At 34.4% G+C, this 26,476-nt stretch carries 19 protein-coding genes and 3 pseudogenes; 16 read left to right on the top strand and 6 right to left on the bottom strand.

Annotation, left to right across the window (positions count from 1 at the left end):
- Positions 1-149: 149 nt before the first annotated feature.
- Together DN393_RS32570 and blaIII are read right to left on the bottom strand one after the other, a co-directional pair.
- A pseudogene (locus DN393_RS32570) lies at positions 150-316 on the bottom strand (IS256 family transposase); the annotation flags it as partial.
- 163 nt (positions 317-479) lie between these two features.
- Complete coding sequence (blaIII, locus tag DN393_RS28900) at positions 480-1,421, bottom strand: class A beta-lactamase BlaIII (protein WP_149174180.1); 942 nt, start codon at positions 1,419-1,421, stop codon at positions 480-482.
- A 787-nt stretch (positions 1,422-2,208) separates the two neighbouring features.
- Between blaIII and DN393_RS28890 the strand changes: the two genes are divergently transcribed.
- Both DN393_RS28890 and DN393_RS28885 read left to right on the top strand, forming a co-directional pair.
- The gene (locus tag DN393_RS28890) at positions 2,209-2,979 is read left to right on the top strand and encodes an ABC transporter ATP-binding protein (RefSeq protein ID WP_088048300.1); all 771 of its coding nucleotides are present in this window, start codon (positions 2,209-2,211) and stop codon (positions 2,977-2,979) included.
- Positions 2,954-4,897, top strand: a complete 1,944-nt coding sequence (locus DN393_RS28885; RefSeq protein WP_149174179.1) for an ABC transporter permease — start codon at positions 2,954-2,956, stop codon at positions 4,895-4,897. The genes DN393_RS28890 and DN393_RS28885 overlap by 26 nt, the downstream gene beginning before the upstream one ends.
- Before the next feature lie 60 nt (positions 4,898-4,957).
- On the opposite strand, the pseudogene DN393_RS28880 reads toward DN393_RS28885, so the two are convergent.
- Positions 4,958-5,557, bottom strand: a pseudogene (locus tag DN393_RS28880) (erythromycin esterase family protein); the annotation flags it as partial.
- Positions 5,558-6,328: 771 nt separating this feature from the next.
- On the opposite strand from DN393_RS28880, the gene DN393_RS28865 reads away from it, so the two are divergent.
- The 4 genes from DN393_RS28865 (at position 6,329) to DN393_RS28845 (ending at position 11,805) form a co-directional block, all read left to right on the top strand.
- Positions 6,329-7,918 (top strand): bifunctional metallophosphatase/5'-nucleotidase, encoded by a 1,590-nt coding sequence (locus tag DN393_RS28865; RefSeq protein WP_149174178.1) that lies wholly within the window; start codon positions 6,329-6,331, stop codon positions 7,916-7,918.
- Between the two features lie 389 nt (positions 7,919-8,307).
- Positions 8,308-9,465: a serine hydrolase domain-containing protein gene (locus tag DN393_RS28855; protein ID WP_149174177.1), complete on the top strand. Its 1,158-nt coding sequence runs from the start codon at positions 8,308-8,310 to the stop codon at positions 9,463-9,465.
- Between the two features lie 736 nt (positions 9,466-10,201).
- On the top strand, positions 10,202-11,467 hold the full coding sequence (locus DN393_RS28850; protein WP_098102034.1) for a Y-family DNA polymerase: 1,266 nt from the start codon (positions 10,202-10,204) through the stop codon (positions 11,465-11,467).
- A complete protein-coding gene (locus DN393_RS28845) occupies positions 11,464-11,805 on the top strand; it encodes a YolD-like family protein (RefSeq protein ID WP_064469872.1) in 342 nt (113 codons plus the stop codon). The genes DN393_RS28850 and DN393_RS28845 overlap by 4 nt, the downstream gene beginning before the upstream one ends.
- 463 nt (positions 11,806-12,268) lie before the next feature.
- Here the strand turns inward: DN393_RS28845 and DN393_RS28840 are convergent, their stop codons facing one another.
- Positions 12,269-12,922: a CPBP family intramembrane glutamic endopeptidase gene (locus tag DN393_RS28840; RefSeq protein ID WP_149174176.1), complete on the bottom strand. Its 654-nt coding sequence runs from the start codon at positions 12,920-12,922 to the stop codon at positions 12,269-12,271.
- Between the two features lie 188 nt (positions 12,923-13,110).
- Here DN393_RS28840 and DN393_RS28835 point away from each other — a divergent pair.
- Positions 13,111-13,393, top strand: a pseudogene (locus DN393_RS28835) (YolD-like family protein).
- A gap of 227 nt (positions 13,394-13,620) precedes the next feature.
- On the opposite strand, the gene DN393_RS28830 reads toward DN393_RS28835, so the two are convergent.
- The gene (locus tag DN393_RS28830; RefSeq protein ID WP_064475720.1) at positions 13,621-14,280 is read right to left on the bottom strand and encodes a DUF1796 family putative cysteine peptidase; all 660 of its coding nucleotides are present in this window, start codon (positions 14,278-14,280) and stop codon (positions 13,621-13,623) included.
- Between the two features lie 447 nt (positions 14,281-14,727).
- Between DN393_RS28830 and ppsA the strand changes: the two genes are divergently transcribed.
- Complete coding sequence (ppsA, locus tag DN393_RS28825) at positions 14,728-17,334, top strand: phosphoenolpyruvate synthase (protein ID WP_149174175.1); 2,607 nt, start codon at positions 14,728-14,730, stop codon at positions 17,332-17,334.
- A 55-nt stretch (positions 17,335-17,389) separates the two neighbouring features.
- Here ppsA and DN393_RS28820 read toward each other — a convergent pair whose 3' ends face one another.
- Positions 17,390-18,007, bottom strand: a complete 618-nt coding sequence (locus tag DN393_RS28820) for a TetR/AcrR family transcriptional regulator (protein WP_098102038.1) — start codon at positions 18,005-18,007, stop codon at positions 17,390-17,392.
- A 131-nt stretch (positions 18,008-18,138) separates the two neighbouring features.
- Between DN393_RS28820 and DN393_RS28815 the strand changes: the two genes are divergently transcribed.
- From DN393_RS28815 to DN393_RS28780, 8 genes are all read left to right on the top strand, one after another.
- The gene (locus DN393_RS28815) at positions 18,139-19,359 is read left to right on the top strand and encodes a YhgE/Pip domain-containing protein (RefSeq protein WP_149174187.1); all 1,221 of its coding nucleotides are present in this window, start codon (positions 18,139-18,141) and stop codon (positions 19,357-19,359) included.
- Positions 19,360-19,540: 181 nt separating this feature from the next.
- Positions 19,541-19,975 carry a ferritin-like domain-containing protein gene (locus DN393_RS28810; RefSeq protein WP_098102041.1) on the top strand — a complete coding sequence of 145 codons (435 nt, stop codon included), beginning with the start codon at positions 19,541-19,543 and terminating at the stop codon, positions 19,973-19,975.
- Between the two features lie 164 nt (positions 19,976-20,139).
- Positions 20,140-20,655: a GNAT family N-acetyltransferase gene (locus DN393_RS28805; RefSeq protein WP_149174174.1), complete on the top strand. Its 516-nt coding sequence runs from the start codon at positions 20,140-20,142 to the stop codon at positions 20,653-20,655.
- A complete protein-coding gene (locus tag DN393_RS28800; RefSeq protein WP_149174173.1) occupies positions 20,656-21,534 on the top strand; it encodes an aminoglycoside phosphotransferase family protein in 879 nt (292 codons plus the stop codon).
- Positions 21,535-21,646: 112 nt separating this feature from the next.
- A complete protein-coding gene (locus DN393_RS28795) occupies positions 21,647-22,975 on the top strand; it encodes a YjiH family protein (protein WP_149174172.1) in 1,329 nt (442 codons plus the stop codon).
- Positions 22,976-23,437: 462 nt separating this feature from the next.
- Positions 23,438-24,025: a GNAT family N-acetyltransferase gene (locus tag DN393_RS28790; protein WP_064475709.1), complete on the top strand. Its 588-nt coding sequence runs from the start codon at positions 23,438-23,440 to the stop codon at positions 24,023-24,025.
- A gap of 330 nt (positions 24,026-24,355) precedes the next feature.
- Positions 24,356-24,988 (top strand): YdcF family protein, encoded by a 633-nt coding sequence (locus tag DN393_RS28785; protein WP_000662228.1) that lies wholly within the window; start codon positions 24,356-24,358, stop codon positions 24,986-24,988.
- 154 nt (positions 24,989-25,142) lie between these two features.
- The gene (locus DN393_RS28780; protein WP_064475708.1) at positions 25,143-26,291 is read left to right on the top strand and encodes an acyl-CoA dehydrogenase family protein; all 1,149 of its coding nucleotides are present in this window, start codon (positions 25,143-25,145) and stop codon (positions 26,289-26,291) included.
- Positions 26,292-26,476: the final 185 nt, after the last annotated feature.

The following is a 26,476-nucleotide window of genomic DNA, read 5'->3' as shown; positions in this document are numbered from 1 at the left end:
CTGCCATTCCATTTGTTTTGGGGTTCTTTTACAGTCCTTCTCCAACGAAAAAGCCCATCGCCTTTAGGCATGGGATGAAAGTGAGGTTGGATACGGAGTGCTACTAAATAACCGCAAGGTTTGTGGTACTTTAGGTATCAAAAGTGTGGATATCCATTACGACGATTTTCCTGTTCTTTTCACTTTTTGAGTTTAAATCTAAACCAAGAAGGTGATTCATTTCGCCTTGAACCATTGCCTCAAACATAGGTCCAACAACGTCTTTCAAAGCCTCTTACATATCTTCAACAGTTTCCGATTGGTAAGCTTTAAAAATTGATTGAGCTAAATTTACGGATTTTGGATCTCTTTTCTATCTAACAATAAGTGTAACCATTTCCTCATAGTAATTTTAGAAAAAGAAAAACCGTGAAGCGCCCCTCTATCTAGGATAGTAGGTTATTTACACGGTTTATATTACACTCTCCAATAATCGATGATTATTTATTCGTAGCTTTTAAAGTATCTAACACGACTTTGGTTGTGTCTGCAATAAGTTTATCATCGTATTCTGCATCTTCTTTATCATGATTAGAAAGGATGGCAAGAACAATTGGCTTTTTATTTGGTGGCCAAATAATTGCAATATCATTCCTTGTCCCATAAGACCCTGCACCAGTTTTATCAGCTACATCCCATCCTTTTGGTACGCCTGCACGAATTAATTTATCCCCAGTTGTGTTTCTCTTCATCCAATCTACTAATAGTTCACGTTTCTCAGATGGTAGTACAGTTCCTAATGTAAAAGATTGAAGCGTCTTAGCGATTGCTTCTGGTGTACTCGTATCATGTGTTTCTCCTGGATTTACTTCATTTAATTCAGGTTCAAATCTCTCGGAATTAGTAACAGTATCACCAATTTCCCTCAATATTTTTTCAAATGCGGATGGACCACCTAACTTTTTAAGAATTAAATTATGTGCCGTACTATCACTATATCGAACAGAAGCATCTGCAAGTTCTTTTAACGTCATTCCTGTATCCAAATGCTTTTCAGTAATTGGATTATAATTAGAAAGGTCTTCTCGCTTATACGTAATCCTTTCATCAAGAGCTTCTATTGAGTTCTGACGTAAAAGAGCTCCCGCTGCTAATGATTTAGATGTAGAGGCAAATGCAAAGCGATCATTTGCATGGTAAGCAACGGTTTGATTCGTACCTGTGTCCAGTGCATAAATACCAAGCTTAGCGTTATATTCTTTTTCAAGTTTAGCAAAAGAATCATTACCAGTATTTTCTTGTTTAATTTGATTTGTTTGTTTAGGTGATTCAGATGGAGTATTACTATTAGAACAGCCTATTAATGTAACGCATGAAAGTAATACCACAGGTGCAATCTTTTTGTAATGTGAAATGGTAAAGAACTTGTTTAAAACGAACATAAATTTTCAACCTCTTTCAAGAATATATGGTTTTTGTTTTGGTATTTTAAATACCGATGTTATTTAAAGTGTGTATAGGATAACAATACTTTTGAAGTTGAATTTTAATAGGTTAAGCAGAATTTAAACATTCAGACGAATGAACAGACGTTGTTTGGATTGTTTCTTTTTTTAATTACACTTGTAATCGTTCACCTGTGAAAGTATTAAACTCGTAACATTTAAATACAGTATTTCAATACACACTTTTTTACATCACTTTACTTTTGGTAATAATATGTCCTTTCATATTTTTAGGAATACACGTAATAGACACTCTAAATAATAAATTTGTTCCATTTTAAGAATAGGAAGAACTTGGTGAACGGTAAAGAAAATACGATGAATTGCAAATAAAATCTATACGGAAATCTAGTAGCAAATAGTCCAGTGCATATGAAAAATTCCTCAATGCTATCTCTCAAAAAAATTATGTTTCTCGGCCTGATAGACTGTATTTTCAGAAACATTTCAAGCGTGTAAGAAAAATGAAAGATAATTCAATATGAGAAAAACAACCATACTACTACAATGAAAAACAGAAACATGTTTAAAAATCCTGAAGTACGATAGCAAGTTATTTTAGCGCTTAATACATTCGACCAAGTATGACAGCCTTAAATAATAAAAGCTGAAACAAATTATTAATGAGTAGTACATTAATCGTATTTTAAATAAATCAAAATGTAGGAAGGCAATAGTTATCAAATCTCATTCTTAGTAAATAAAAATGGAGGGAATTTCTCATATGAAAATAGTAGAAGTAAAAGAACTTAGTAAAGAATACACAGGAAATGTTTCACACACGGCACTTTCAAATATTAATTTAACAATAACAGAGGGAGAATTTGTTGGGGTCATGGGTCCTTCGGGTAGTGGAAAAACAACGTTATTGAATATGATATCTACTATTGACTCGCCAACATCAGGTAATGTATTTATTAATAGTAAAAATCCATATCAGCTTTCGGTCAATGATTTGGCCTTATTTCGCAGACAGGAATTAGGGTTCGTCTTTCAATCCTTTAACCTGCTGCATACATTAACAGTAAAAGAGAATATGGTTCTTCCGCTTGTATTAGATGGCATGAATGTGAAAAGAATAAATAAACGAGTAGAATCTATTTCGGAAAAATTAGGTATTAACGAAATTTTAAATAAACGAACATATGAAATATCAGGAGGACAAGCGCAGCGAACAGCGATAGCCCGTGCACTCATTCACTCTCCTAAATTAGTTCTTGCCGATGAACCGACAGGGAACTTAGACTCTAAATCCTCTCAAGATGTAATGGAGATATTAACACTATTAAATAAAGAAGAAAAGGCAACAATGATGTTAGTAACGCACGATCCAGTTGCTGCTAGTTACTGTGATCGCATTATATTTATTAAAGATGGACAGTTATACAATGAAGTTTGCTGCAACGGTGATCGCCCACTATTTTATAAAAATATTGTGGACAGTCTTTCTAGGTTAGGAGGTAATAAAAATGACATTTCGACAGCTCGCATTTAATAATGTTATACGGAATAAACGAATATATCTTGGGCATTTTTTTAGTAGCACATTTGCGGTAATGATTTTCTTCACTTATGGCTTACTTGTCTTTCATCCAAACCTACAAGGCGAGCTGACTCATGTAAGCACCATATTGAGTACGTTTGGGAAGATAGGATTTCAACTATCGTATTACTTAATCTTTGTCTTTTCATTCTTATTTATTTTCTATTCAGTTAGTGCCTTTTTAAAAAATAGAAAAAAAGAGTTTGGATTATTAATGTTACATGGAATGTCTCATCGGCAGCTTCATCAATTAATTTTTTTCGAAAATATGTTGATTGGAATTCCTTCTATACTAGTAGGAATTGGGCTTGGGGTAGTTTTTTCTAAATTGTTCTTACTAGTTACTGGGTCCTTATTGGGAGTAGGGCATAGGTTAGCATTTTACTTTCCATTAAAGGCTATGGGAATAACAGCTATCTCCTTTTTTGTTCTATTTCTACTTATTTCATTATTTACATCGAAAATGATGAAAATAAATGAGCTTGTAGAACTCATAAAATCAGAGGAAAAACCAAAAGCTGAGCCGAAAGTTTCCGTCTGGATATCCATGTTGGTCCTAATTTTATTTGGGGCAGGTTACTCCTGCGTTCACCACAGTATCGTTGCAGTGAATTACATGGATTTAGATCAATTATTACTACTTGTAGGGGTAGGTGTCTTATTAATTGTTTTTGGAACCTATTTTTTCTTTAATCAATTGTGTGTATATGTGTTATATACTTTAAAAAATAGAGAAACTACATTCTTTAAAAGAACCAATCTTCTTGTTATTTCAGAATTGATGTATCGAATGAAAGATAATGCGAGAACATTCTTTATCGTTACAATTATATCTGCTGTTTCTTTTACAGCAATTGGAGTTTGTACAGCTATTGGAAATCCAGAACTAGCAAAACATGAGACCCCATATGCATTTACGTATCGATCGGATAAGGGGAATATACAAGAAAAAGCCCATATTGAAGAGATAAAGAAGCAATTAAAAGAATATGGATTTTCTTATAAACTTGTTGCAACAGAATTTAAAAGGACACTAAACGGATTGGCGTTAATTAATGTATCTACGTATAATGAATATGCAAAACAATTAGGGTATGAAATAGAGAAATTAACAAATGAAAATGATAGTATTGCTATACGACAAAATAAGAACGAGAAAAGCGCGGAGGATATAAAAACTTTTGAAATAATACATGGTGAAATAGAGGTCCCACTCTCTGTGCAAAAAACAATTTATATCCCAGAATTATCGTTAATCGAAAAGCCTATTATTGTCTCTGATGATGTTTATAATAAGGTCAAAAATGCTCAACAAGAAAACGTACTCCGAGATTACACCATATACGGTTTTATCGTTAAAAATTGGTCTGAAACGAATGAAGTTTCTACTAAACTTATGAAGATTATTGGTAAGAATCAAGAGGATTATTATATGTTTTCATCTTTATATTTAAGATGGCTTGAATTGAAACAACAAAACGGATTACTTTCTATCTCAAGTATAATGGTGGGGATTGTATTTTTCGTATTTACGCTAAGCTTTTTATATTTCCGTCTATTTACTGATTTAGAACGTGATCAAGAGCAATATCAAATGATTTCAAAATTAGGATTAAGCCAAAGTGAGTTAAAGCAAATCGTGACAAGACAAATGATGCTACTATTTTTCTTACCGATTATAGTGGCTATGGTTCATAGTAGTTTTGCATTTCTAACGTTTCATCAATTAGGACAAACAGTAAGTAAAGAAATGTCCGTTATTCAAAGTTCAATTGTTGTATTAATAAGCTTTATTTGTATTCAAATTATTTACTTCCTTATTATTAGAAATCACTATTTAAAACGCATATATACAAAAATGTATTCATAGAAAAAGAGTGTATAAAAATATAAGTAAAAGCATCCTTATATTGTAAGGATGCTTTTGTATTTACTTCAGTACAGAAGGCGTCGTCTTTTCTAACCAAAGAATGCCATCATATTTTTCTGTGGGAATCATGATTTCTTCTTTATCTTTTATTCCCCAATAACTTGCTGCAGTAGGAGTAAACATCCATGAAGTTTCTGGTAGGTTACTTTCTCCCTTTAGGTTAATAAAAACATGGGGACTTCCCACCGTGCTGATAATTTTTTCAACGCTTTGTTCTTCATGTTCATTATGTACAGGAATAATATCTTCATTACCATCATCCCAACTGCTTCCACTATACGCAAATACACCAATCGTGTACATTTGGTCTTTGATGCGTTGCGGAAGATAATCCATCATATTTGGGCCAACATAATTGTATTGCTGCACCTTCGTAAAGTCTAATATCATTTTTGAATTTTGTTTTCGAATATGATAATTATGCCCTCACACAATAATTTTTTTGTTTTTATACTGCATTTCGGTGAGCCATGCAAAATTTTGTGCCATTTTTTGATCTCGGATATAGGTGGCGTAGTCTGCAATTTTAGGTGAGTAGATACCTCCTTTAACTTTCATTAAAGCATCTAAATGCGTTTTAATCGCATCAATCCGTATACTTTGTCTACATTTAAATATATCTAGTTAATAAACAGCTTTATTAACGTTATGCAGGGACAACTAACAATGCAACCAGGAGCAGTGGTAGATCATAAAAAACATGAGCAATTACGCTTGCCCATATAGAATTGGCTTTAAATGCAATCCAGTTGAAGGGCAATCTTCCTAGACCAAGTTACAAAAAGAATTTGAATTAAATTCCCCTCATAGGTAGAGTAATGCGCCATACCAAACAAAAATACACCAACAAGTGTTATAAGAATCATCGACCATTTTTCGCATACCCCTTGTTTTTCAAAAAGTATATCCCCAGGATAGATGGAACTAAAATTAAACATTCTTCTCCTAACAAACTGCATATAATTTGCAACAGGTGATACATAAATTGGAGTGGGCTATTATCTAATCAAGGTTTATTTGGTATGCGTATTTTAAAAACAAATAAACAAAATATCAAGCATGTAGGCGACAAGAACGGAAGTTCATAGAAAACCTAACCTTAGCTTGATGGGCATGGGGTCTCGCCAACATAACGCGAATTTCGTACGCTAAAGAATTACTAAGTTAAAAACTGTTTTTTCGGTACGTTAACAAAGTTCCATTTAAAATTGTCGTTTTACACCTTCACGTTTTGAGGAAGAAGTACTTTGTCGGAAAACAATAAAATCTTATTAATTTTTATAATTGGTAGAATTTTTATAGAAATAATCCTCTTAATATATTAAAATAACATTGTATTATGTCAGATTTTAATTAGGGGAGAGAAATTTTATGTTGAAAAAAATTATTCCAGTTGCTTTAGCACTAAGTACAGTTACTTTTACTAGTGTATTTGCTGCGCCTTCAGCCCAAGCAAGTACAGGACCAAACCGCTACATAGATGTGCAAATGCTCGGTATTAACGATTTTCATGGGCAACTAGACACTGTAAAAAAAATTAACAATAAAGATGTAGGGGGAATTGAGTACTTAGGAGCTTATTTACGTGATCGTGAAAAACAAAATCCGAATACATTAAAGGTACATGCTGGCGATGTTGTTGGAGCAAGTACTCCTGTTTCAGCATTATTACAAGACGAACCTACGATTGAATTTCTAAATGATTTGAAATTCGATGTTGGAACTATAGGAAATCATGAATTTGATGAAGGTGTTGCAGAAATGAACCGCCTTATTTATGGTGGGTACCATGAGAAAACAGGGAATTTTAAAGGAGCAAAATTCCCATATGTTGCTGCAAATTTCTATAATAAATCCACCGGTCGCTTATTTTTACCACCATTCACTATAAAAAAGGTACAAGGAGTGCCTGTTGGATTTATAGGAGTCGTAACAACGGATGTTCCTAACCTTGTTATGCCTACTATGCTAAAGAATGTAGAAATTACAGATGAAGTTGAAGCTATTAACAAATCCGTAAAGCAATTAAAAAAACTAGGCGTTAAATCTATCGTTGTTCTTGCGCATAACGGAGGTACAACAGATGGGAACGGCGTAACAAATGGTGATATCGTCCGATTAGCAAATGAGACTGATCCAGAAGTGGATGTTATTTTTGGTGGGCATAGCCACACTTATGTAAATGGAACTGTTAATAATAAACTTGTCGTACAAGCAAATTCTTATGGTATGGCTTTTGCTGATGTTGATGTAAAGATTGATCGTAAAACACAAGATATTGTTGAGAAAAAAGCAGAAATTGTTACAACTTACCATGAAGGCATGGAGCCTGATAAAAAAATAAAGAAGAAGATGGAGAAATATCAAGCGAAAATCGCACCTCTTGTCAATGAAGTTGTAGGTAAGTCTATTGCTCCACTAGATCGCAAACTCAATACGGCTGGTGAATCTACTCTCGGAAATTTAGTTGCTGATGCCCAGCGTACAACAATGCAATCTCAAATTGCACTTATGAATCCTGGTGGTATTCGTAATGACTTAGATGCTGGTGATATTACATGGGGAGAGATATATGGTATTCAACCATTCGGAAATCAATTAATAAAAGTAAATTTAACAGGCCAAGACATTCGTGATATTTTAAATCAACAATGGCAAAAAGACATAACAAGAATGCTTCAAATTTCAGGGATCCAATACACTTGGGATGCGAACAAGCCTAGTGGAGAAAAAGTAACAAGTATTCGCTTAACAAATGGAGAAGAAATCATTCCTTCTAAAACTTACAGCGTCGTTGCTAACGCATTTTTAGCTTCAGGTGGAGATGGATTTGTATCCTTTAAAAACGGTAAAGATGCTGAAACAGGACCGACTGATTTTGAAGCATTAGTAGATTATATAAAGAAATCAAAAGAACCAATTCAGTCTATTATTGATGGAAGAATTCAAAAGATAAATTAGTTTTTTATTTATCTCAAAAACAAATAGATTACCTGTACGCTATAATTTTTCGTGTGCAGGTAATCTATTTTTTTGCGCTTTCGGGCACAGATACTACTTCAATCCTATCATTATAGAAACGATTTCGAATGTAAGGAATTCGTAAGGGATAGGTAAGGAAAAAGAGATTTTCATTGTGTAGGATAAAAATATAAGGAGGCGTGAAGGGGGGATAAGTACGGCCTACATATAAAATAATTAGTAACAAGAGTGTTTTGTGAAAATAATGAGTACAATGATTGCAAATGTATTGTTGCTTTTTATCATTGGGAGAATGGATAGCTGTGTGGTTCGTATATGACACTGCTATCAACTATCTATACAATTTTAATAGAAGAGAGGAATACTTTATGAAAACACGCAGTAAAATTACATGTGCAAGTCTAGCACTTTTAATAGCTGGAAGTTCCCTGTTATACATACCACCAGCCTCAATTGTAAAAGCAGAACCCGTGCAAAATGTATCTAGTTCGTTACATACAAATACTCAAAGCGATCGTACTTCCGTTAAGAAAGCAATGCGGGATACACTGCAACTTGGATACCCGGGAATACTCGCTCAAATTTCTAAGGGGGGGAAAACTTGGAGTTATACTGCTGGGGTAGCGGATCTGAGAACTAAGAAACCAATGAAAGAAGATTTTCGCTTTCGCATTGGCAGTGTGACGAAAACGTTCATTGCAACAGTTCTACTTCAATTATCTGGAGAGAACCGTTTGAATCTAGACGACTCCATTGAAAAATGGTTGCCTGGTGTCATTCAAGGAAACGGATATGATGGTAACCAGATTACGATCCGGCAACTATTGAATCATACAAGTGGTATTGCTGACTATATAAATTCAAAAGACTTTGATATTACGGATATAAAAAAATCGTATACGGCTGAAGAATTTGTAAAGATGGGGATTTCCCTTCCTCCAAACTTTGCTCCAGGGAAGGGGTGGTCTTATTCAAACACAGGATACGTAATACTGGGGATCCTTATTGAAAAAGTAACAGGAAACAGCTATGCGGAAGAGGTTGAAAATCGGATTATTGAACCGCTTGATTTGTCAAATACATTCCTACCTGGCAATTCAAACGTGATTCCAGGCACCAAGCATGCACGTGGCTATTTGCAACTAGACGGAGCAAGTGAGCTAAAAGACGTTACTTATATTAACCCAGGTAGCTCGGATGGAGATATGATTTCTAATGCTGACGACTTAAACAAATTCTTCTCTTATTTACTCAGTGGCAAACTACTGAAGGAACAGCAACTAAAACAAATGCTTACTACAGTTCCTACAGAAAGAGAGGGAACTAGATATGGCCTTGGAATCCTTGAAATTAAGCTTCCGAACGGTGTTTCGGTATGGGGACACAGGGGTGCTGTTCCAGGGTTTTCCACTTTTGTTGGTGGAACACTTGGAGGGAAACATACATTTGCTATCAATGCGAACAGTTTAAACATTTATAATCCGGAATTTTTTAAAGATATTTTACTTGCTGAATTTAGCAAGTAGGCAAAAAGGAAAAACGGATAAATTTTGTCATTTATAATTCCAATCGGAATGGATTACCGCTTGAAATGAGTATAGAGGGAATTAAGTATATAGAAACAATCAAACCAACTATAAGAGATGGCTAAGTAAAAGGATTGGTTTATACATTGGTCGATTAAAAGAGCAACACATATAATGAGTGATTATTTTATATACTATTGTATTTGTATAGGTATTGTAACTAATTGTAAATTTATATAAGGTGCGAAGTCTAATTTAAGACTTCGCACTTTTTCCGTTTAACAGTTTTTATTGTGAAGCTATTAACAATAGAAAAAAGGAGGATGTAACTAGCTATGCGGATGAATCTTGGTACATGCGCTATATAGGAGATTTTGCTGAAAAAATATACAAGAAAAAATTAAAATTAGAAGAATATATGCATGAGAGGCAAGAAAGCTGAAGTAAAATAAAAATCTTTGCTTTTTATTTTATCATCTTCACACATATAAGAAACAAAGGAATTTATATAAAGTATGTTTTGATAATAAAGGTTTAATTGGTTTGTTTTAGTAGTTTTATACTTATGAGTTAATTGGAAATTATAGCGGTTTTGTATACATAGTTTTTCTTACCTTAATTGATAGCGCATAGATATGACGGTTATTTTAACCAAAATTTTCATGAAAATACCTTTAAAAAGAACATTAGTTCGTATATAATAAGAACAAAAGTTCTTTTGTTAGGAGTGATAACCTTGTATGATTATTCTCTTTTACCGAATCGTATTATTCTTTGTGTAGATCTTCGTAGCTTTTATGCAAGCGTATCATGTATTAAAAAAGGACTGGATCCACGATATACAAAATTGGCTGTTGTAGGAGACGTACACCGGAGTGGATCGATCGTATTGGCAGCAACACCACCATTAAAAGCGTTAGGAATAAAGAAGATGGCAAGATTGTACGAAATACCGAAGCGACCAGATATTATTATTGTGAATCCAATTATGCATACGTATATGAAGTGTTCAACTTATATAACAGGTTTAGCTTTACAGTATGTTGCACCGGAAGATTTTCATCAATATAGTATCGATGAGTTTTTTATGGACATGACCGCAAGTATTCATTTGTTTGCGAGTAATCCGTGTGAGTTTGCATTAAAGTTCAAGCGAGAAATATATGAACGTACACGGATCGAAAGTACGATTGGTATTGGGCCAAATTTATTATTGAGTAAAGTAGCGATGGATGTGGAAGCAAAAAAGAATAAAGATGGAATAGCGCAGTGGACGTATGACGATATACCCGAGAAGTTATGGAGTATTAGACCGCTCAGTAAATTTTGGGGTATATCGTATAAAACGGAAATGAAATTAAATCAAAAAGGTATACATATGATTGGGGATTTAGCGCAGTACCCATTGAAGTATTTAAAACAATCATTTGGTGTAATAGGAGAAGAATTACACTTGCATAGTAACGGGATTGATTTGAGCAGAATAGCAGAGAAATATGTTCCAGCGACAACATCTATAGCGAAAAGCCAAATATTATTTCGTGATTATTCAATAGAAGAGTTCATCGTTATTTTATTAGAGCATGTAGAAGAAGTTTGTTACAGATTGAGACGAGAAAAGAAATACGCGCAAACGATTCATTTTTCAGTTGGGTATAGTAGGGAATACGGAGGAGGAATAAAAAAAGCACATACGTTAAACAGAGCAACAAATTTAACGATGGACATTTACAACGTTTGTACATATTTTTTATACGAACGGCATACAGGAGAGCCGATTCGCTCGATAAGTCTTTCCTTAACAAATTTAATACATGAAGGAGAAGAGCAAATTTCGCTTTTCGATAACATTATACAAAGAGAAAAAGAAATGAGATTAACGAAGGTTATGGACGAAATTCGAACACGATTTGGTAAGAACAGTATTTTACGTGGAATTTCCTACACAAGCGTCGCAACAGCAAGATATAGAAACACATTATTAGGAGGGCACAAATCGTGAAGAATGCTAATATGCCAAAAGGAAGAGGAATGGTAAAGTGGCAACCGTTTGCTAGTATGCCAGAGCAGTTCGCCTGTATTAAAGAAATGATACAGGGGCAAACAAAAGTCACGCGTCCCATCTTAACGCAAGATGCAAAAGAAATGATTGAAAACAAGCTGTTAATCTCATATTTAGGTGAGGAAGAGATTTTACTTACATATTATAGAGGTGGATACTTATATAAAAATTACATAACTGTAGTTGATATAAATCCCTTGAATGGGTTGATTACTTGCACGGATGCTTTTTGTAATAAGAAGATTTTTAAGTTTGGTGATGTAATTGAAATTGATTAGAACTTTTTAGCTGATGTATTTTTGTACTATTTACAAAGAAATGCTCATTTACTTCAAGTGTTATTTCTATTTTTATGCAAAACCCAAAGTTACAAAAGAAGTTCATAATATAAAGTGTAAGTACCATGGGTTTTCAAGTTATAAAACACGTACTTCCGACTAATATATTAAAACTTAAAGAACCTAAAAAATAAGAATGATCACTACTAAATAGGCATTCAAAATACGAATTCATATTTTGAATGCCTATTTGAAAATTTTCGAAGTCAATATAGTTTGTGTCAAACATTGAAGAGTCCTTTTATAGGTGTAAAAATATATATATTTCTCATGTACCTGTCCCTGAAATGAATGGGTATTTTATCTATATTCTAAGTAATATTTTCTGTTAAGTAAAAAAGAACCCTAAGGTTCTTTTTGTTTTTATGTTATTGTTTGTTACTTATAAGTACAATGTAATTTTTTATTTAAAAAGCATTGGTAAAAATCCAATAATGTCGAAAGCAAGGTGGCAAATCCAACTTACCCAAACACTCTTTGAATTTTTCCATATATAATTCAGTAATAACCTAACAGGGACTATAGTTATCAATAATTGCATTGGCACGAAACCATAAGCAGGAATATGCCACAAGGCAAACAGAACGCTACATATTATTGATGCTGTACCAAATTTTAATCCTAATTTCTGTAATGCGATGATTATGTTAGTACATAGCAATTCTTCACCCATTAACATGAATGGTACACGGGTCAAAATCATCGAAACGCTTATTACTTGAGCAACAGAATTTGTAGTTGGAGGTTCAAAAATATAGCTATATAGTGTGCCTGAACCCATGCCCACTACGATTGTTAAAGGTACACCCCAGAGTAATGTTTTAAATTTAAAATGTTTGAATTGCTCTAAAGATATTTTTCCTAAAAAATAGTATCCTATAATTCCACATAATACAAGATTCCATGAAGCTTCAAGAATCATTTCTAATAATTCAGGTATATTACCTACTATAAGTGCAATACATTGATATACAATTCCTGAAATAATTAATAATCCTAAAGCCAAAAGAGATTTTGAATCAATTTTCTTTTTTGTTTCTATAATCTTTGTTTCCACAACAACCCCTTCTTTCTTATTATTTCATTAATTACAAATATATAATAACATATATTATCCCTAATTAATGGTAATTCAGAAGGGTGCCATAACTTTTGTATAATATCGTTGTATAAATGCAGTAAAGCGATTTTTTAAACAAACTTAATAGGCTTATTTAGCATGCCTACTTTTTTATCGTTGCTAGTATGCCAGAGCAGTTCGCCTGTATTAAAGAAATGATACATGAGCAAATGAAAGTCCCGCGTCCAATCTGAACGCAAGATGCAAAAGAAATGATTGAAAATAAGCTGTTAATTTTGTATTTAGGTGAGGAGGAGGTTTTACAATACATAGTATAGTGGTGGCTACTTATATAAAAATTACATAACTGTAGTTGATATAAATCCATTAAATGAGTCGATTACTTGTACCGATGCTTTTCGTAATCAAAGGATATTAAAGTTTGGTGATATAATTGAGATTGATTAAAGTATGTTTTTAGGTAACAGGCTCATCTTTAAGCTTATGCCTAGAACGATTTGTTCATCTACCAATCGTTCTGGTGGGGAAATATGGAATGTTATGCATTTGTATGTTCTTAGAGAAAGGTTAATAATCTTATTTTTAATGAATGTACCGAAATAAATTTTTTCCTTAAGCGTGTGAAAAGCGATAGCCCCACTGTTCATTATTTAAGCTATATTATTAGCTACTTATTATTTTGAGTTTAGGTGTATATCTTTTAAGAGGATATACCAAGTTCTTTTATTTAGATAATTACTTGAAACTTGAATGGGAAAAACATGATCAAGCCCCCATTCTAATTCGTTTATTTCATTTTCAAGTCCTGTTGGATAGAGGAAAAGGATCTTAAAATTATTTTTAACAATATTTGATAAAACTGTTTGTAATTCTAGCGCTTCAGTCAAGTTTCCGCCCCATCTAACAAATAAAATGGATTGTGAATTATGCATTTTTTTGTAAAGATTATCAATTCTTCGATCTAATTTTTGTTTAAAATCATGGTATGTGATGAACCAATCTTCATTTGGAATAACAGGGAAATCATGATAAGATGTCACGTTATATTTTGTATCTTTTATAATATGAGAAAAAACAGGTTGTATCACGCCATCATTAAACACAACATTTTGATCCGGCATTGCGTGCATGTTTTTTAACTCCATAAAGTCTATAAAATTATTTTTCAATAATTCGTTGATAGAAGAAAGATTCGGTGATACAAACCAATCTAGAGGACCTGAATATTTCCGCAACCTATATTTTTTTAGATGAATAGCAGTATAACAATTTTCTCCTAAACTAATAACATCATCATAAATTCCTTGAAGCTTTTTCATTTCCAATACAATCATCCTTTTTCAGAAAAATTAGTAGGTATATATAAATTCTAAAAAGCATTATTATGACACCGAACATGCTTTTGAAAAATAGGAGAACTGATTCATTATAAATAATATATGTATGTATAAAAACTCCTGTGAAAAGGCTCACAGGAGGATAAAATAAAGCATATTTCGGGTTAGATACCATTTGTTGAGGTAAGAATTGTGTGTGATAATGAATGGCGTTTCTATATATAAAGGGGAAAAAGCAGAAATACATTGAAGTTAGTTGTGAATAAATAATAATTTAAAATTGAGCGGAAATAAGAAGCCCCAGTTGCTGTTGTTCAACTGGGGCTTCTTATTAATCTCTTCCTAACTTAATTATATCATGTAAATCAAGTTCGAAATAGACTGTTTATTCGTATTTACTACTGCTACAATCAAGAACACATGCATAGTAAGGAGAGATGGTAAATGAGTTCTTTCGTTCTCGATTTTCAGGAAATAAAAAACGCGCAGCTTTCACTCGTTGGTGGAAAAGGATTAAATTTAGGGGAGTTATCCAAAATTCAAGGGATACAAGTGCCAGAAGGATTTTGTGTTACAACGGTAGGATATGAAAAGGCCATCGAGCAAAATGAAGAGCTTCAAACTTTGTTGCAGCAGCTAACAAAGTTGAAACGTGAAGAGCGAGCTCAAATTGGTGAAATCAGTAAGGAAATTAGAGAAAGCATTATGGCAGTGGAAATTCCAGTTGATGTAGTGGAATCAGTAGCTCATTATCTCTCACGTTTTGGAAATGAACATGCGTATGCGGTGCGTTCTAGTGCTACGGCTGAAGATTTACCGTATGCCTCGTTTGCTGGTCAACAAGATACGTATTTAAATATTATCGGAGAAGAAGCGATTTTGCAGCATGTAAGAAAGTGCTGGGCTTCTTTATTTACAGAGCGAGCAGTTATGTACCGCATGCAAAATGGTTTTGAACATAATCAAGTTTCTATATGTGTTGTCGTTCAAAAAATGGTTTTCCCTAAGGCTTCGGGTATTTTATTTACGGCTGATCCGGTTACCTCTAACCGAAAGGTGTTATCCATTGATGCCAGTTTTGGACTTGGTGAGGCGTTAGTATCAGGACTGGTTTCTGCCGATAATTATAAAGTAAAAGAAGGCGAAATTACCGGAAAGATGATAGCGACTAAAAAATTAGCTATTTATGCTTTAAAAGAGGGCGGAACGGAGACGAAACAGATTGATCCGGCTCAGCAAAAAATTCAAACATTGTCTGAACAACAAATTTTACAACTAGCACAGATCGGAAGACAGATTGAAGCCTATTTTGGTTGTCCACAAGATATTGAATGGTGTTTAGTGGATGATACATTTTATATTGTCCAAAGTCGCCCAATCACGACTTTATATCCAATACCAGAAGTAAATGATGGGGAAAATCATGTGTATGTATCGGTTGGTCACCAGCAAATGATGACCGATCCTTTGAAGCCATTAGGAATGTCTTTATTCCAGTTAACATCTTTTGGACAGAGGTTTCAAGCTGGAGGAAGGTTGTTTGTAGATGTTGCACAAAGATTGGCTTCGCCTACTAGTAGAGAACTTTTATTAAATATGATAGGGAATTCGGAACCACTTATTAAAGATGCATTAACGACTGTAGTCGAGCGAGATGATTTTATTACATTGTTACGAGATGATGAAAAAGAAAAGAGTGTTGGTAAAAGTGGACCACCTGCAAGTTCGCAACCACAAGTCGAAAACAATCCAGCAATCGTTACGGATTTAATAAAGAGGAATCAAGCATCAATCGAAGAGTTAAAACGAAACATGCAAACGAAATCAGGAGTGGATGTACTTGATTTTATTTTGGAAGATATTCAGCAATTAAAGAAAATATTATTTCATCCACAAAGTATGGCTGTCATTATGGCAGGTATGGATGCTTCAACATGGATCAATGAAAAAATGGAGCAATGGCTAGGCGAAAAGAATGCAGCAGACACACTTTCTCAATCCGTACAAAATAATATTACGTCTGAAATGGGGCTAGCATTACTCGATGTTGCTGATGTGATTCGGCCATATCCAGAAGTTATTGCGTATTTACAACATGTAGAAAATGATAACTTTTTAGATGAATTAGTTCAATTTAAAGGCGGAGAAAAAGCTCGAGATGCCATTCTAACTTTTCTAAATAAATACGGAATGAGATGTAGCGGAGAAATCGATATTACGAAAACGCGCTGGAGTGAAAAGCCAACAACCATGATCCCAATAATTTTAAATAATATAAGAGACTTTGAAGTTGGTGCGAGTAAGCGGAAGTTTGAAGAGGGACTGCAAGAAGCTTTGAAAAAAGAAGAAGAGTTAGTAGATCGATTGCAACACTTGCCGGATGGTACACAAAAAGTAGAAGAGACGAAGCGAATGATTCGTAACATCCGTAATTGTATCGGTTATCGTGAATATCCAAAATACGGCATGATTAATCGTTATTTCATATATAAGCAGGCATTACTGAAAGAAGCGGAGCAACTTGTGCAAAATAACGTTATTAATGAAATAGAAGATATATATTATCTAACTTTTGAAGAACTTCACGAAGTCGTTCGCACGAATAAACTAGATTACGAGCTTATTCATAAGCAAAAAAATGATTACAAATTATATGAAAAACTAACGCCTCCGCGTGTGATGACGTCTGATGGAGAAATCATTACAGGTAAATATAAACGAGAAAACCTCCCAGCTGACGCGATTGTAGGTTTGCCTGTTTCTTCAGGAGTTATAGAGGGAAGAGCTCGCGTTATTTTAAACATGGAAGATGCGAATTTAGAAGATGGAGATATATTAGTTACTGCTTTTACTGACCCGGGCTGGACACCGTTATTTGTGTCTATAAAAGGATTAGTTACCGAAGTTGGCGGGCTCATGACGCACGGGGCAGTGATTGCACGTGAATACGGATTACCAGCAGTCGTTGGAGTAGAGAATGCTACGAAATTAATAAAAGACGGTCAACGAATTCGTGTACATGGAACAGAAGGGTATATTGAAGTGTTGTAATGAAACAAAAGATCATCCGCTATTATAGTGGATGATCTTTTATTATATAGCTGACTTATTTCTTTAAACCAGCTGCATAAAAAGGTCCATGAACTGCGATTGTTGATAAAATACGAGCAATTTCCTCAGGTGTTTCTTTTTGCCCGGTATTTAACCATTGCTGAATGACACCTATATGAGCAGATGCCATATAAGAAGCTAAATATTGGCTTGGGACAAGTAAATTCTCCTTATTAATGAGAGCACCATTTGTATCTTCAAATAGTGTTTTCCACATAAAGTCTTTCAGTTTTGTTTGGAAAGATAAATCACCTTTTGGACTTAATACAGCTTTCATAAAATCACTATTTTCATTTAGAAATTCAAGAATAGAAGTGATAAGTATAAACGGCATTGTTGGGGAAGGATTTGACCCAAGATCAGCAATAACTTCAGGTAATCTCTGTTTGGCAATGCTAGAAAACTCATACATAATTTCTTCTTGGCATTTCGTCATTAAATCAAATTTATCTTGATAATGCGCATAGAAAGTACCGCGATTCATGTTTGCTTTCGTTGTAATATCTTTCACTGTAATGGCGTCAAAACCTTTTTCTTCAATTAATTCGACCAATGCATTTCGTATCGCAGTTTTCGTACGAATAACGCGTAAATCTAAATTACTATCACGCAAAGTATGTCCCTCCTTCTTTTTAGCCAACACATTTCAAAGATGTGTCTTATAACCGACACATTCACGATTTTTGATTATTGTATAAGGTTCAACTCGAACATATAATTCAAATATAAATAAACAACACGTTGTTGGTTATTATAAATCAAATTATAGGAGGAGAAAAGAAAATGTTTAAAAATAAACTTTTATTATTATCACCGGTTATTGCACTACTTGTAGTTTTTATTTTTTCATTAACGTTATTTCCAAACGTTCAACCTCAGCCGAAAAATTTGCCAATCGCAATTGTAAATGAGGATCAAGGAGTAGAAATTCCGAATCAATCGAAGATGAATATGGGGCAAACGATTGTTGATAATATGAAAAAGACATCAAAATCAGAGGAAGAACCTGCGGTGAAGTGGGTAGAAGTAAAAAATAAAGAAGCAGTTCAAAATGGCTTAAATAATCAAGAATATTACGCAGCATTAGTTATTCCGAAAGACTTTAGCACAAAACAAGCATCATTACGAACACCACAGCCATCTTCGCCAGAGATAGAAATATTCATAAACCAAGGAATGAATACAGCGGCATCAACTATGGCAGGACAAATGTTAAATACGATCGTTGATAATATGAACAATACTGTTCGCACACAACTATTAGAAGGATTGAAAGCAAAAGGAGCTACATTAACAGAAGACCAAGTTTCAAATGTAGTCACACCAATTGCAAAGAAAGTGACAAACGTAAATGAAATCGGAAAAAATAGTGCGAACGGTAACTCGCCGATGTCTTTATTCCAGCCGTTATGGATTGCAAGTTTAGCGAGCGCAGCAATTATCTTTATTGCGATAAGTAAAATGCTAGTAGGTACAAGAAAAGAAAACTTCGTATTAAAACTAAAACAAATAATAACAGGAGCTGTCGCGGCACTTGTAATTGGGTTTGGCCTTACATGGATTGCGGATGGAATGGTAGGATTAAACATTTCGAATTTCACTGATACGGCACTGTTTTTATCTATTACATCCTTTAGTTTCTTCTTAATGATATCGGCGGTACTTTCATTAGTTGGACTAAAGGGAATCGGTGTATTCGCTCTCTTACTATTCTTCGGTGCACCGTTATTATCGTTAGCACCGGAAATGTTGTCGCCATTTTATCAAGACTGGGTGTACGCATGGTTGCCAATGCGATTTATGATCGAAGGACTTAGAGAAATATTCTTCTTCGGAAAAGGGCTAAGCTGGAGTACACCCCTTACTGTGCTCGTTTGGATTGGTGTGGTAAGTATGATGATTATTTTAGCGACTGCTTTCAAACGTAGTGTAGTGAAGGAACATAAAACGGAAGTAAATGCGTAAAATCAAACAACGTTTCACTAGGAGTGAAGCGTTGTTTGATTTTTATAAACTTATAGGGAAATCAAGTAGGACAGGTTTTTCTATATTTTATAGGGAATAGAAGATGCGGTATCATTTTATATACATGCTCCTGCTATTTCAAATTGCATAAAATGTTATGCGAAATAATGGAGGGGATACGATGTATAATTCGAATTATTATGATTCGTATAGGCAAAATGATAAGCTGATTCGTGATATTGAGAAAGCGATTAATGGAGAGTTTAGTGCTATAAATTGCTATGCGAAATTAGCTAAGATGGCTCCAAATGTGGCGGAACGAAATCAAATTCTTGAAATTCGAAACGATGAAATAAAGCATTTTCATCAGTTTGTACAAATCTATACAAATGTAACTGGCCAGCAGCCGAAACCACAAATTACGGAAGAATGTCCGAATACGTACTTACAAGGATTAGAATTCGCAATAGAAGATGAACAGAAGACAGTTGATTTCTATTTGGAAATTTCAGATGAGACATCGGATGCACATCTGAAAGAGTTGTTGCGCAGAATAGCTGCCGATGAACAAAATCATGCGGTGTGGTTTTTATATTATTTTGTGAAGTCGAAGTGAATGTTTAAGGAATTAAAACCGTTTCACTAGTAGTGGGCGGTTTTTTTGATGGAATACAAGTTGTAAAATAGGTACCTTGAAGGTGTAATGATTATTTTTGGTATATAATGTATAAAACGTAAATTAATAAAGAGAGAAGTAAGTTTTGAAAGGAGAACAGCAATATGAAGAGGAATACAGTTAAAGAATATACAATTCGAACTGCTACTGAAGAGGAAAGCAATAGTATCATCACTCTATTAAAAGAAGTAGCACAGTGGCTACAACATAAAGAAGTGAATCAATGGCAGTATCTTTTAGGAGGAGAAGCTACAGTTGAAATATTAGAAGGCATAAGAGAGAAGTATACGTATGTTGTTATGAAAGAAGAGGAAATTGTCGGTACGATTACAGTATCTCCTAAACAAAGTGAATGGGATGAGCATATTTTTGGTAAGGAGGAAGTTTCCGATTCTTTATATATTCATAGATTTGCGGTGAAACGGAAGTATAAGGGGAATGGAATCGGAGAATGGATTTTACAGTGGGTAGAAGAGAATGTACAACATGACAAAAAGTTTTTGAAACTAGATTGTGTTGGACATAATCGTACGTTGAATGACTTTTATAAGAGTAGTGGTTTTGATTATATTGGGAGTACAGATGGACTTAGTAAATTTCAAAAGAGAAGGGGCAAGTGAATGAATCAAATTCATACTGATTTAGTAAAAAGGTTGATAGGGGAACAATTTCCTAAATGGGCACATTTAGACGTGAAGCCTGTAAAGTTTAGTGGGCATGATAATAGAACGTTTCACCTAGGGGATGAGATGAGTGTAAGATTGCCAAGTGACGTGGGATATGCACCACAAGTAGAGAAAGAAAATAAGTGGCTACCTATATTAAGTAAGGAGCTTTCTTTACCGATTTCTGCACCAGTTGCGAAAGGAAATCCATCTGAAGAGTATCCGTGGCCTTGGTCTATAAATAAGTGGATAGAAGGAGAAACTGTTACGAAACAAAATGTCCGTGACTTAAATGAATTTGCGGAGAACTTAGGATCATTTTTAGTAGAATTACAATCCATTGATGCGAGGAAAGGCCCAATAGCTGGAGCACATAATTTTTACCGAGGTGGGCTTATAGCTGTATATGATGAAGAGGCGAGAGGTGCTATCAAAAATAATAAGGACGTTTTTGATGAAACAATATTAAAGCATCTTTGGGATGTAGCACTTCAGTCAACGTGGGAGCGCAAGCCAGTTTGGGTTCATGGGGATGTTGCACCAGGAAATTTACTCGTTAAGGACGGAAAGCTTTGCGCCGTAATTGATTTTGGTATTTTAGGAGTAGGAGATCCAGCTTGTGATGCAGCGATGGCATGGACGTTTTTTGATAAAAGTAGTAGAAAAATATTTAAAGAAGTATTACAAATAGATGAAGAAACGTGGAATAGAGCGAGAGGATGGGCACTTTGGAAAGCGTTAATTACATATGATGCAAATAAGACTAGTAATAAAATAGTGGCAGAGGAATCGTATCGTGTTATTCAAGTGATTGTGGATGATTATGAGAGATAGTAGAAAAAGCCTATTTTAAAATAGGCTTTTTCATATGATGAAATATTAGAAATGGAAAGAAGGAATCCAACATTATTATACAGAATATTTAGATAATAGGAGGTGTCGAATTTTGAGTGAAATTGAATTAAAAAGGAATGTAATTAAGACTGGGAGTGAGAAGGGGGGGATTCTCCGGTTTATACTCGCTAGTCTAGTTGGGGTGTTTATGTTTTTCGTACCAGTTACGATAAACGGTGCTTCGTCCATTATGATTGATCATATCGTTTCATGGATCAGGACTTCTGTTCCGAGCGTCGTACCTTATTACGCACTACTTGTTATGATAATGGGTGCGATTTATCCATTTTATACGAAAAAGTGGAATGCATCTATCGTAGACATTTGTTTTTCGATTTTAAAAGTAGTTGGTGTTGTCTTTGGCGTATTGTATTGCTTGAAAGTAGGACCAGCTTGGTTCTTTGCACAAGATGTAGGGCCGTTTTTGTATGAAAAACTAGTAATATCGGTAAGTTTACTCGTTCCAATTGGCTCGGCTTTTTTAGCGTTATTAGTCGGGTACGGATTACTTGAATTTATCGGTACATTTTGCCGTCCGATTATGAGACCGTTATGGAAAACACCAGGACGATCAGCAATCGATGCGGTCGCTTCATTTGTGGGGAGTTATTCGCTTGCACTTCTTATCACGAACCGCGTGTATAAAGAGGGAAAGTATACGACAAAAGAAGCAGCGATTATCGCTACAGGTTTTTCTACAGTATCCGCAACATTTATGATTATCATCGCAAAAACATTAGACATTATGCATTTATGGAATGTTTATTTTTGGACTACTCTCGTTGTAACATTCATCGTGACCGCTATCACCGTAAGAATCCCGCCACTTAGTAGAAAACCAGATACATACATAACGGAAGAAGGGTTTCCAGAGCCTGTTTATAAGGAGAAAATGTTAGAACGTGCTTGGGAAGATGCATTAGAAGTATCAAAATCTGCACCGAGTATTATGAAAAACATTGCAGTAAATTTAAAAGATGGATTTATTATGACGATGGGAATTTTGCCATCCATTATGTCAGTAGGATTAATTGGTATCGTCTTAGCGAAATTTACGCCAATATTTGATTGGATCAGTTATATTTTCTATCCATTTACATGGCTATTACAATTACCAGAAGCAGAACTAGCTGCTAAAGCGGCATCCGTTGGTATCGCAGAAATGTTTTTACCTTCTCTTTTAGTTGTAAGTGCACCACTTGTGACAAAGTTTGTCATTGCGGTTGTTTCGGTATCATCTATATTGTTCTTCTCAGCTTCCATTCCTTGTATTTTATCGACAGACATTCCGTTAAAAGTATCAGAACTTATTATTCTCTACGTACAAAGAACGATTTTAACGTTACTTATTATTACACCGATTGCTTATTTGTTGCTTTAAAGTTTTTAACAGATAAAGCTATAAATAAAGAAGCCTTTTTACAGAAGGCTTCTTTTGTTTAAAAGCGGGCTACTCCCACATTACTATCAAGCTAAGAAAATCAAATATCCTAAAACGTGAAAATATACTATTTTCTGTTTTTGTGATGTTTTTATTTATTTTTTGAATATGACGTCATGCTTCTTAAGAAGATTCCTAGTCCTGCAAAAAAGAAACCTAAGCATAATAAGCTGCCTGGCGTTCCCCAAGTAATTTGATCTAGCATTTTTATCCCCTCCCGTTTATCATTATATAGAATTTATTGGGAATTATCAAAATTTTCCTTTTTAAAGGTTATTGATGAGCCTTCCTACCTTATACGAGAAGATTATATCTGAAAAGGAATTCTTTTAAAAACATTCTATTATTCTTATAAAACGTTTTTGTTTCATATGATATAGTAACAACAAAGGGGGCTTACAAATGGAAATCATTCACGAAAGAGCAAAGTTACGGATAATAGATAGTGATGATGTCGAAACTTTGTTTTCGATTGTAGAAGGAAATCGGGATATTTGGGCGTATTTAATTTCTAAAATGGATAATGTGCAAGATATGCAACAATACGTTCAAAAAGCGATACAGGGTTATGGGAAGGGTACTCAAATACCTTTCGTTGTAGTGGATCAACAGACGAATACGATTGTAGGAAGTACACGTCTATATAATATTTCAGTAGAAGATAAAACAGTCGAGTTAGGACAAACGTGGTATCATCCAAGTGTGCAACGTACGAGTATCAATACAGAGTGTAAGTATATGCTTCTCCAGTATGCTTTTGAAAAACTGCGTATGCTGAGGGTACAAATTAAGACAGATGCAAGAAACGAAAATGCACAACGAGCAATTGAAAGGTTAGGTGCAGTTAAAGAAGGTGTGCTTAGAAATGAAAGGAAATTGCCAAGTGGACATGTGAGAGATGCGGTTGTGTATAGTATTATCGTAAGCGAATGGCCAGTTGTGAAAGCACGTTTATTAGAAAATTTAGAGTTGTATAAAGAAAAGTTATAATTCGTGTTTTGAAAGGTATATTGTTCGTGATGTATGAAAAATATACCTTTTTTCTTACAAAATGCTACTTTATTTTAATTCCTTTTGTTTCATCGTTCCCTTCTGAGAAAAAATTCGTTACAATGTAGTTGTATGGTAATAAACTTATGAATTTAAAACATGTAATGAAAACCGCAAATAAAAATGAATTGATAATCCTCAATTTTAAATGAAAACCCTTTTATACATAAATAACAAGTAAAGTTCCTTCTTTTAAATAAACTCAAACGAAACGATTTGATATAAATGTTTTTTTATAGAAGTATGGATGATGTACGGAGGCAATTACAAATGAAAGAAAATAAGAAGAGTAAGAAAAGACGAATCTTTCAAGTATTTTTACTAATGATTTGTTCTGCTATTTTATATGTAAGTTATGCAGCTTACGATATTTGGAGTTATCGTTTTAAAACAAATGATGGCGTGAAAACGGATGCTGGTATCGTACTAGGAGCAGCTTCTTGGAACGGAAAACCATCTCCTGTATTTAAAGAAAGAATTAATCATGCGATTTCTTTATATAAGAACGGAGATATTAAAAAGATTATTTTTACAGGTGGTACAAAGTTCGAGGCAGAACTTGAGGAAGCGCGTACTGCAAGAGTATATGCAATGAAACAAGGTGTAAAAGAGGAAGATATTTTAATTGAAACAAAATCCCTTTTCACAGAAGAAAACTTAAAGAATGCGAAGGAAGTTGGAATAGAGAACGGAATACGCACATACACGATTGTAAGTGATCCACTTCATATGAAACGCGCAATGAGAATCGCAAAACATATTAATATTGAAGCGTATGCTTCACCAACGCCGACATCAGCATATAAAACGTTAGATACAGAAATTCCATTCTTCTTTAAAGAATTATTCTCGTACATTGGATATGTAACCTCTTTGCCATTAAAGGCATTGAAGGGAGACTAATATAAGAAAAGAACCTATCTTTAAATAGGAACTTTTCTTATTAGTCAAAAACATTGTATTTTTATCGGAATAGTGAAACAATAGAGAGGTAGCTTCATATAATCATAATGAAAAAGTGAGCGGTTGATGAATCGAGCATAAAGGAGATTATAGTATGGCACTCTCATTTGTTGAAACAGAAGAACAATCTTTCATTATTGCACAAATAAATAAATTGCTTCCAAAGTTCATGGAAAGGGAGCATCAACTAAGTGAATTAGGGTCATTTCCGTATGAAAATATGAGTGATTTGAAAGATATCGGATATACGAAATTAACGTTACCAAAGGAATTTGGTGGTAGTGCGATTTCTTTATATGACTTCGTTTTATTTCAAGAGAAAATCGCGGAAGGCTGCGGAGCTACTGCACTATCAATTGGCTGGCATATTGGCATTGTGAAAGAGCTAGCGGAAAATCACTCTTGGAATGATGAGATGTTCAAATGGTTTTGCGAAGAAGTGCGTAACGGTGCACTCTTTAACCGGGCAGCAACAGAACCAAAAACAGGGAGTCCGACGCGTGGCGGTAAACCAGAAACAATAGCGGTTCAACAAGGCGAGAAGTGGATTATAAATGGAAGAAAAACTTTTACAACGATGGCGCCAATACTTGATTATTTTATTATTTCAGCGAGTATTGAAGGCCGAGAAGAAGTTGGTGAGTTTGTCATTCCGAGAAATACGCTCGGTGTATCCATTGAAGAAACGTGGGATAGCGTTGCGATGCGAGGGACTGCTAGTCATGACCTTGTCTTACAAAATGTAGAGATAGAAAGTCGCTTTTTTACAGATGTAAAGGGCGGGAAAGTGAAACAAAAGGGTATTGGCTGGTTGCTACATATACCAGCATGTTATTTAGGAATTGCACAATCAGCAAGAAATTATGCAGTTCAGTTTGCGGGATCATACAAGCCAAATAGTTTAAATCATTCTATTAGTTTATTGCCGAATGTTAGAAGATTAGTTGGAGAATTAGAACTTGAGCTTATGCAAGCTCGCGTCTTTTTATATCAAATTGCGAAAAAGTACGATGAAGCAGAGGATAAACTATCATTGCAAGCCGAATTAGCAGCAGTGAAATATGCCGTAACGAATGCGGCAATATCAATTGTAGATAAAGCAATGCGCATAGTAGGAGCAAAAAGTTTATCAGAAAAAAATCCACTTCATCGTTACTATTTAAACGTCAGAGCAGGATTACACAATCCGCCGATGGATGATGCAACACTATCTATATTAGCGGATGCGGCGTTTCAATCGTAGTTTTTTTAACTTATATTTTATTGTTTATGGACAATATAGTTGTTTTGAAAGCACGTGTTTGATTAATAATCGAACACGTGCTTTTTATGTGTGCGACGTATCAGATTGAGATGTAGATTTTTAGTATAAATGGTTATCATGATTTTGGATTGTTATTGGCTGAATGAATATGTATTGCAATGTTA

The sequence above is a fragment of the Bacillus sp. BPN334 genome (assembly GCF_008368885.1).
In the GTDB taxonomy this organism is placed as follows: Bacteria; Bacillota; Bacilli; order Bacillales; family Bacillaceae_G; genus Bacillus_A; species Bacillus_A wiedmannii.
Note: the sequence above shows the minus strand (reverse complement) of the source record. Positions and strands in the feature narration are given on the sequence as shown.

What these genes read in the sequence shown, in the direction of transcription:
- blaIII (WP_149174180.1), bottom strand. Translation starts at nt 1,421, where the DNA reads ATGTTCGTTTTAAACAAGTTCTTTACCATTTCACATTACAAAAAGATT.
- DN393_RS28890 (WP_088048300.1), top strand. Translation starts at nt 2,209, where the DNA reads ATGAAAATAGTAGAAGTAAAAGAACTTAGTAAAGAATACACAGGAAAT.
- DN393_RS28885 (WP_149174179.1), top strand. Translation starts at nt 2,954, where the DNA reads ATGACATTTCGACAGCTCGCATTTAATAATGTTATACGGAATAAACGA.
- DN393_RS28865 (WP_149174178.1), top strand. Translation starts at nt 6,329, where the DNA reads ATGTTGAAAAAAATTATTCCAGTTGCTTTAGCACTAAGTACAGTTACT.
- DN393_RS28855 (WP_149174177.1), top strand. Translation starts at nt 8,308, where the DNA reads ATGAAAACACGCAGTAAAATTACATGTGCAAGTCTAGCACTTTTAATA.
- DN393_RS28830 (WP_064475720.1), bottom strand. Translation starts at nt 14,280, where the DNA reads ATGATTGTATTGGAAATGAAAAAGCTTCAAGGAATTTATGATGATGTT.
- ppsA (WP_149174175.1), top strand. Translation starts at nt 14,728, where the DNA reads ATGAGTTCTTTCGTTCTCGATTTTCAGGAAATAAAAAACGCGCAGCTT.
- DN393_RS28810 (WP_098102041.1), top strand. Translation starts at nt 19,541, where the DNA reads ATGTATAATTCGAATTATTATGATTCGTATAGGCAAAATGATAAGCTG.
- DN393_RS28805 (WP_149174174.1), top strand. Translation starts at nt 20,140, where the DNA reads ATGAAGAGGAATACAGTTAAAGAATATACAATTCGAACTGCTACTGAA.
- DN393_RS28800 (WP_149174173.1), top strand. Translation starts at nt 20,656, where the DNA reads ATGAATCAAATTCATACTGATTTAGTAAAAAGGTTGATAGGGGAACAA.
- DN393_RS28790 (WP_064475709.1), top strand. Translation starts at nt 23,438, where the DNA reads ATGGAAATCATTCACGAAAGAGCAAAGTTACGGATAATAGATAGTGAT.
- DN393_RS28785 (WP_000662228.1), top strand. Translation starts at nt 24,356, where the DNA reads ATGAAAGAAAATAAGAAGAGTAAGAAAAGACGAATCTTTCAAGTATTT.
- DN393_RS28780 (WP_064475708.1), top strand. Translation starts at nt 25,143, where the DNA reads ATGGCACTCTCATTTGTTGAAACAGAAGAACAATCTTTCATTATTGCA.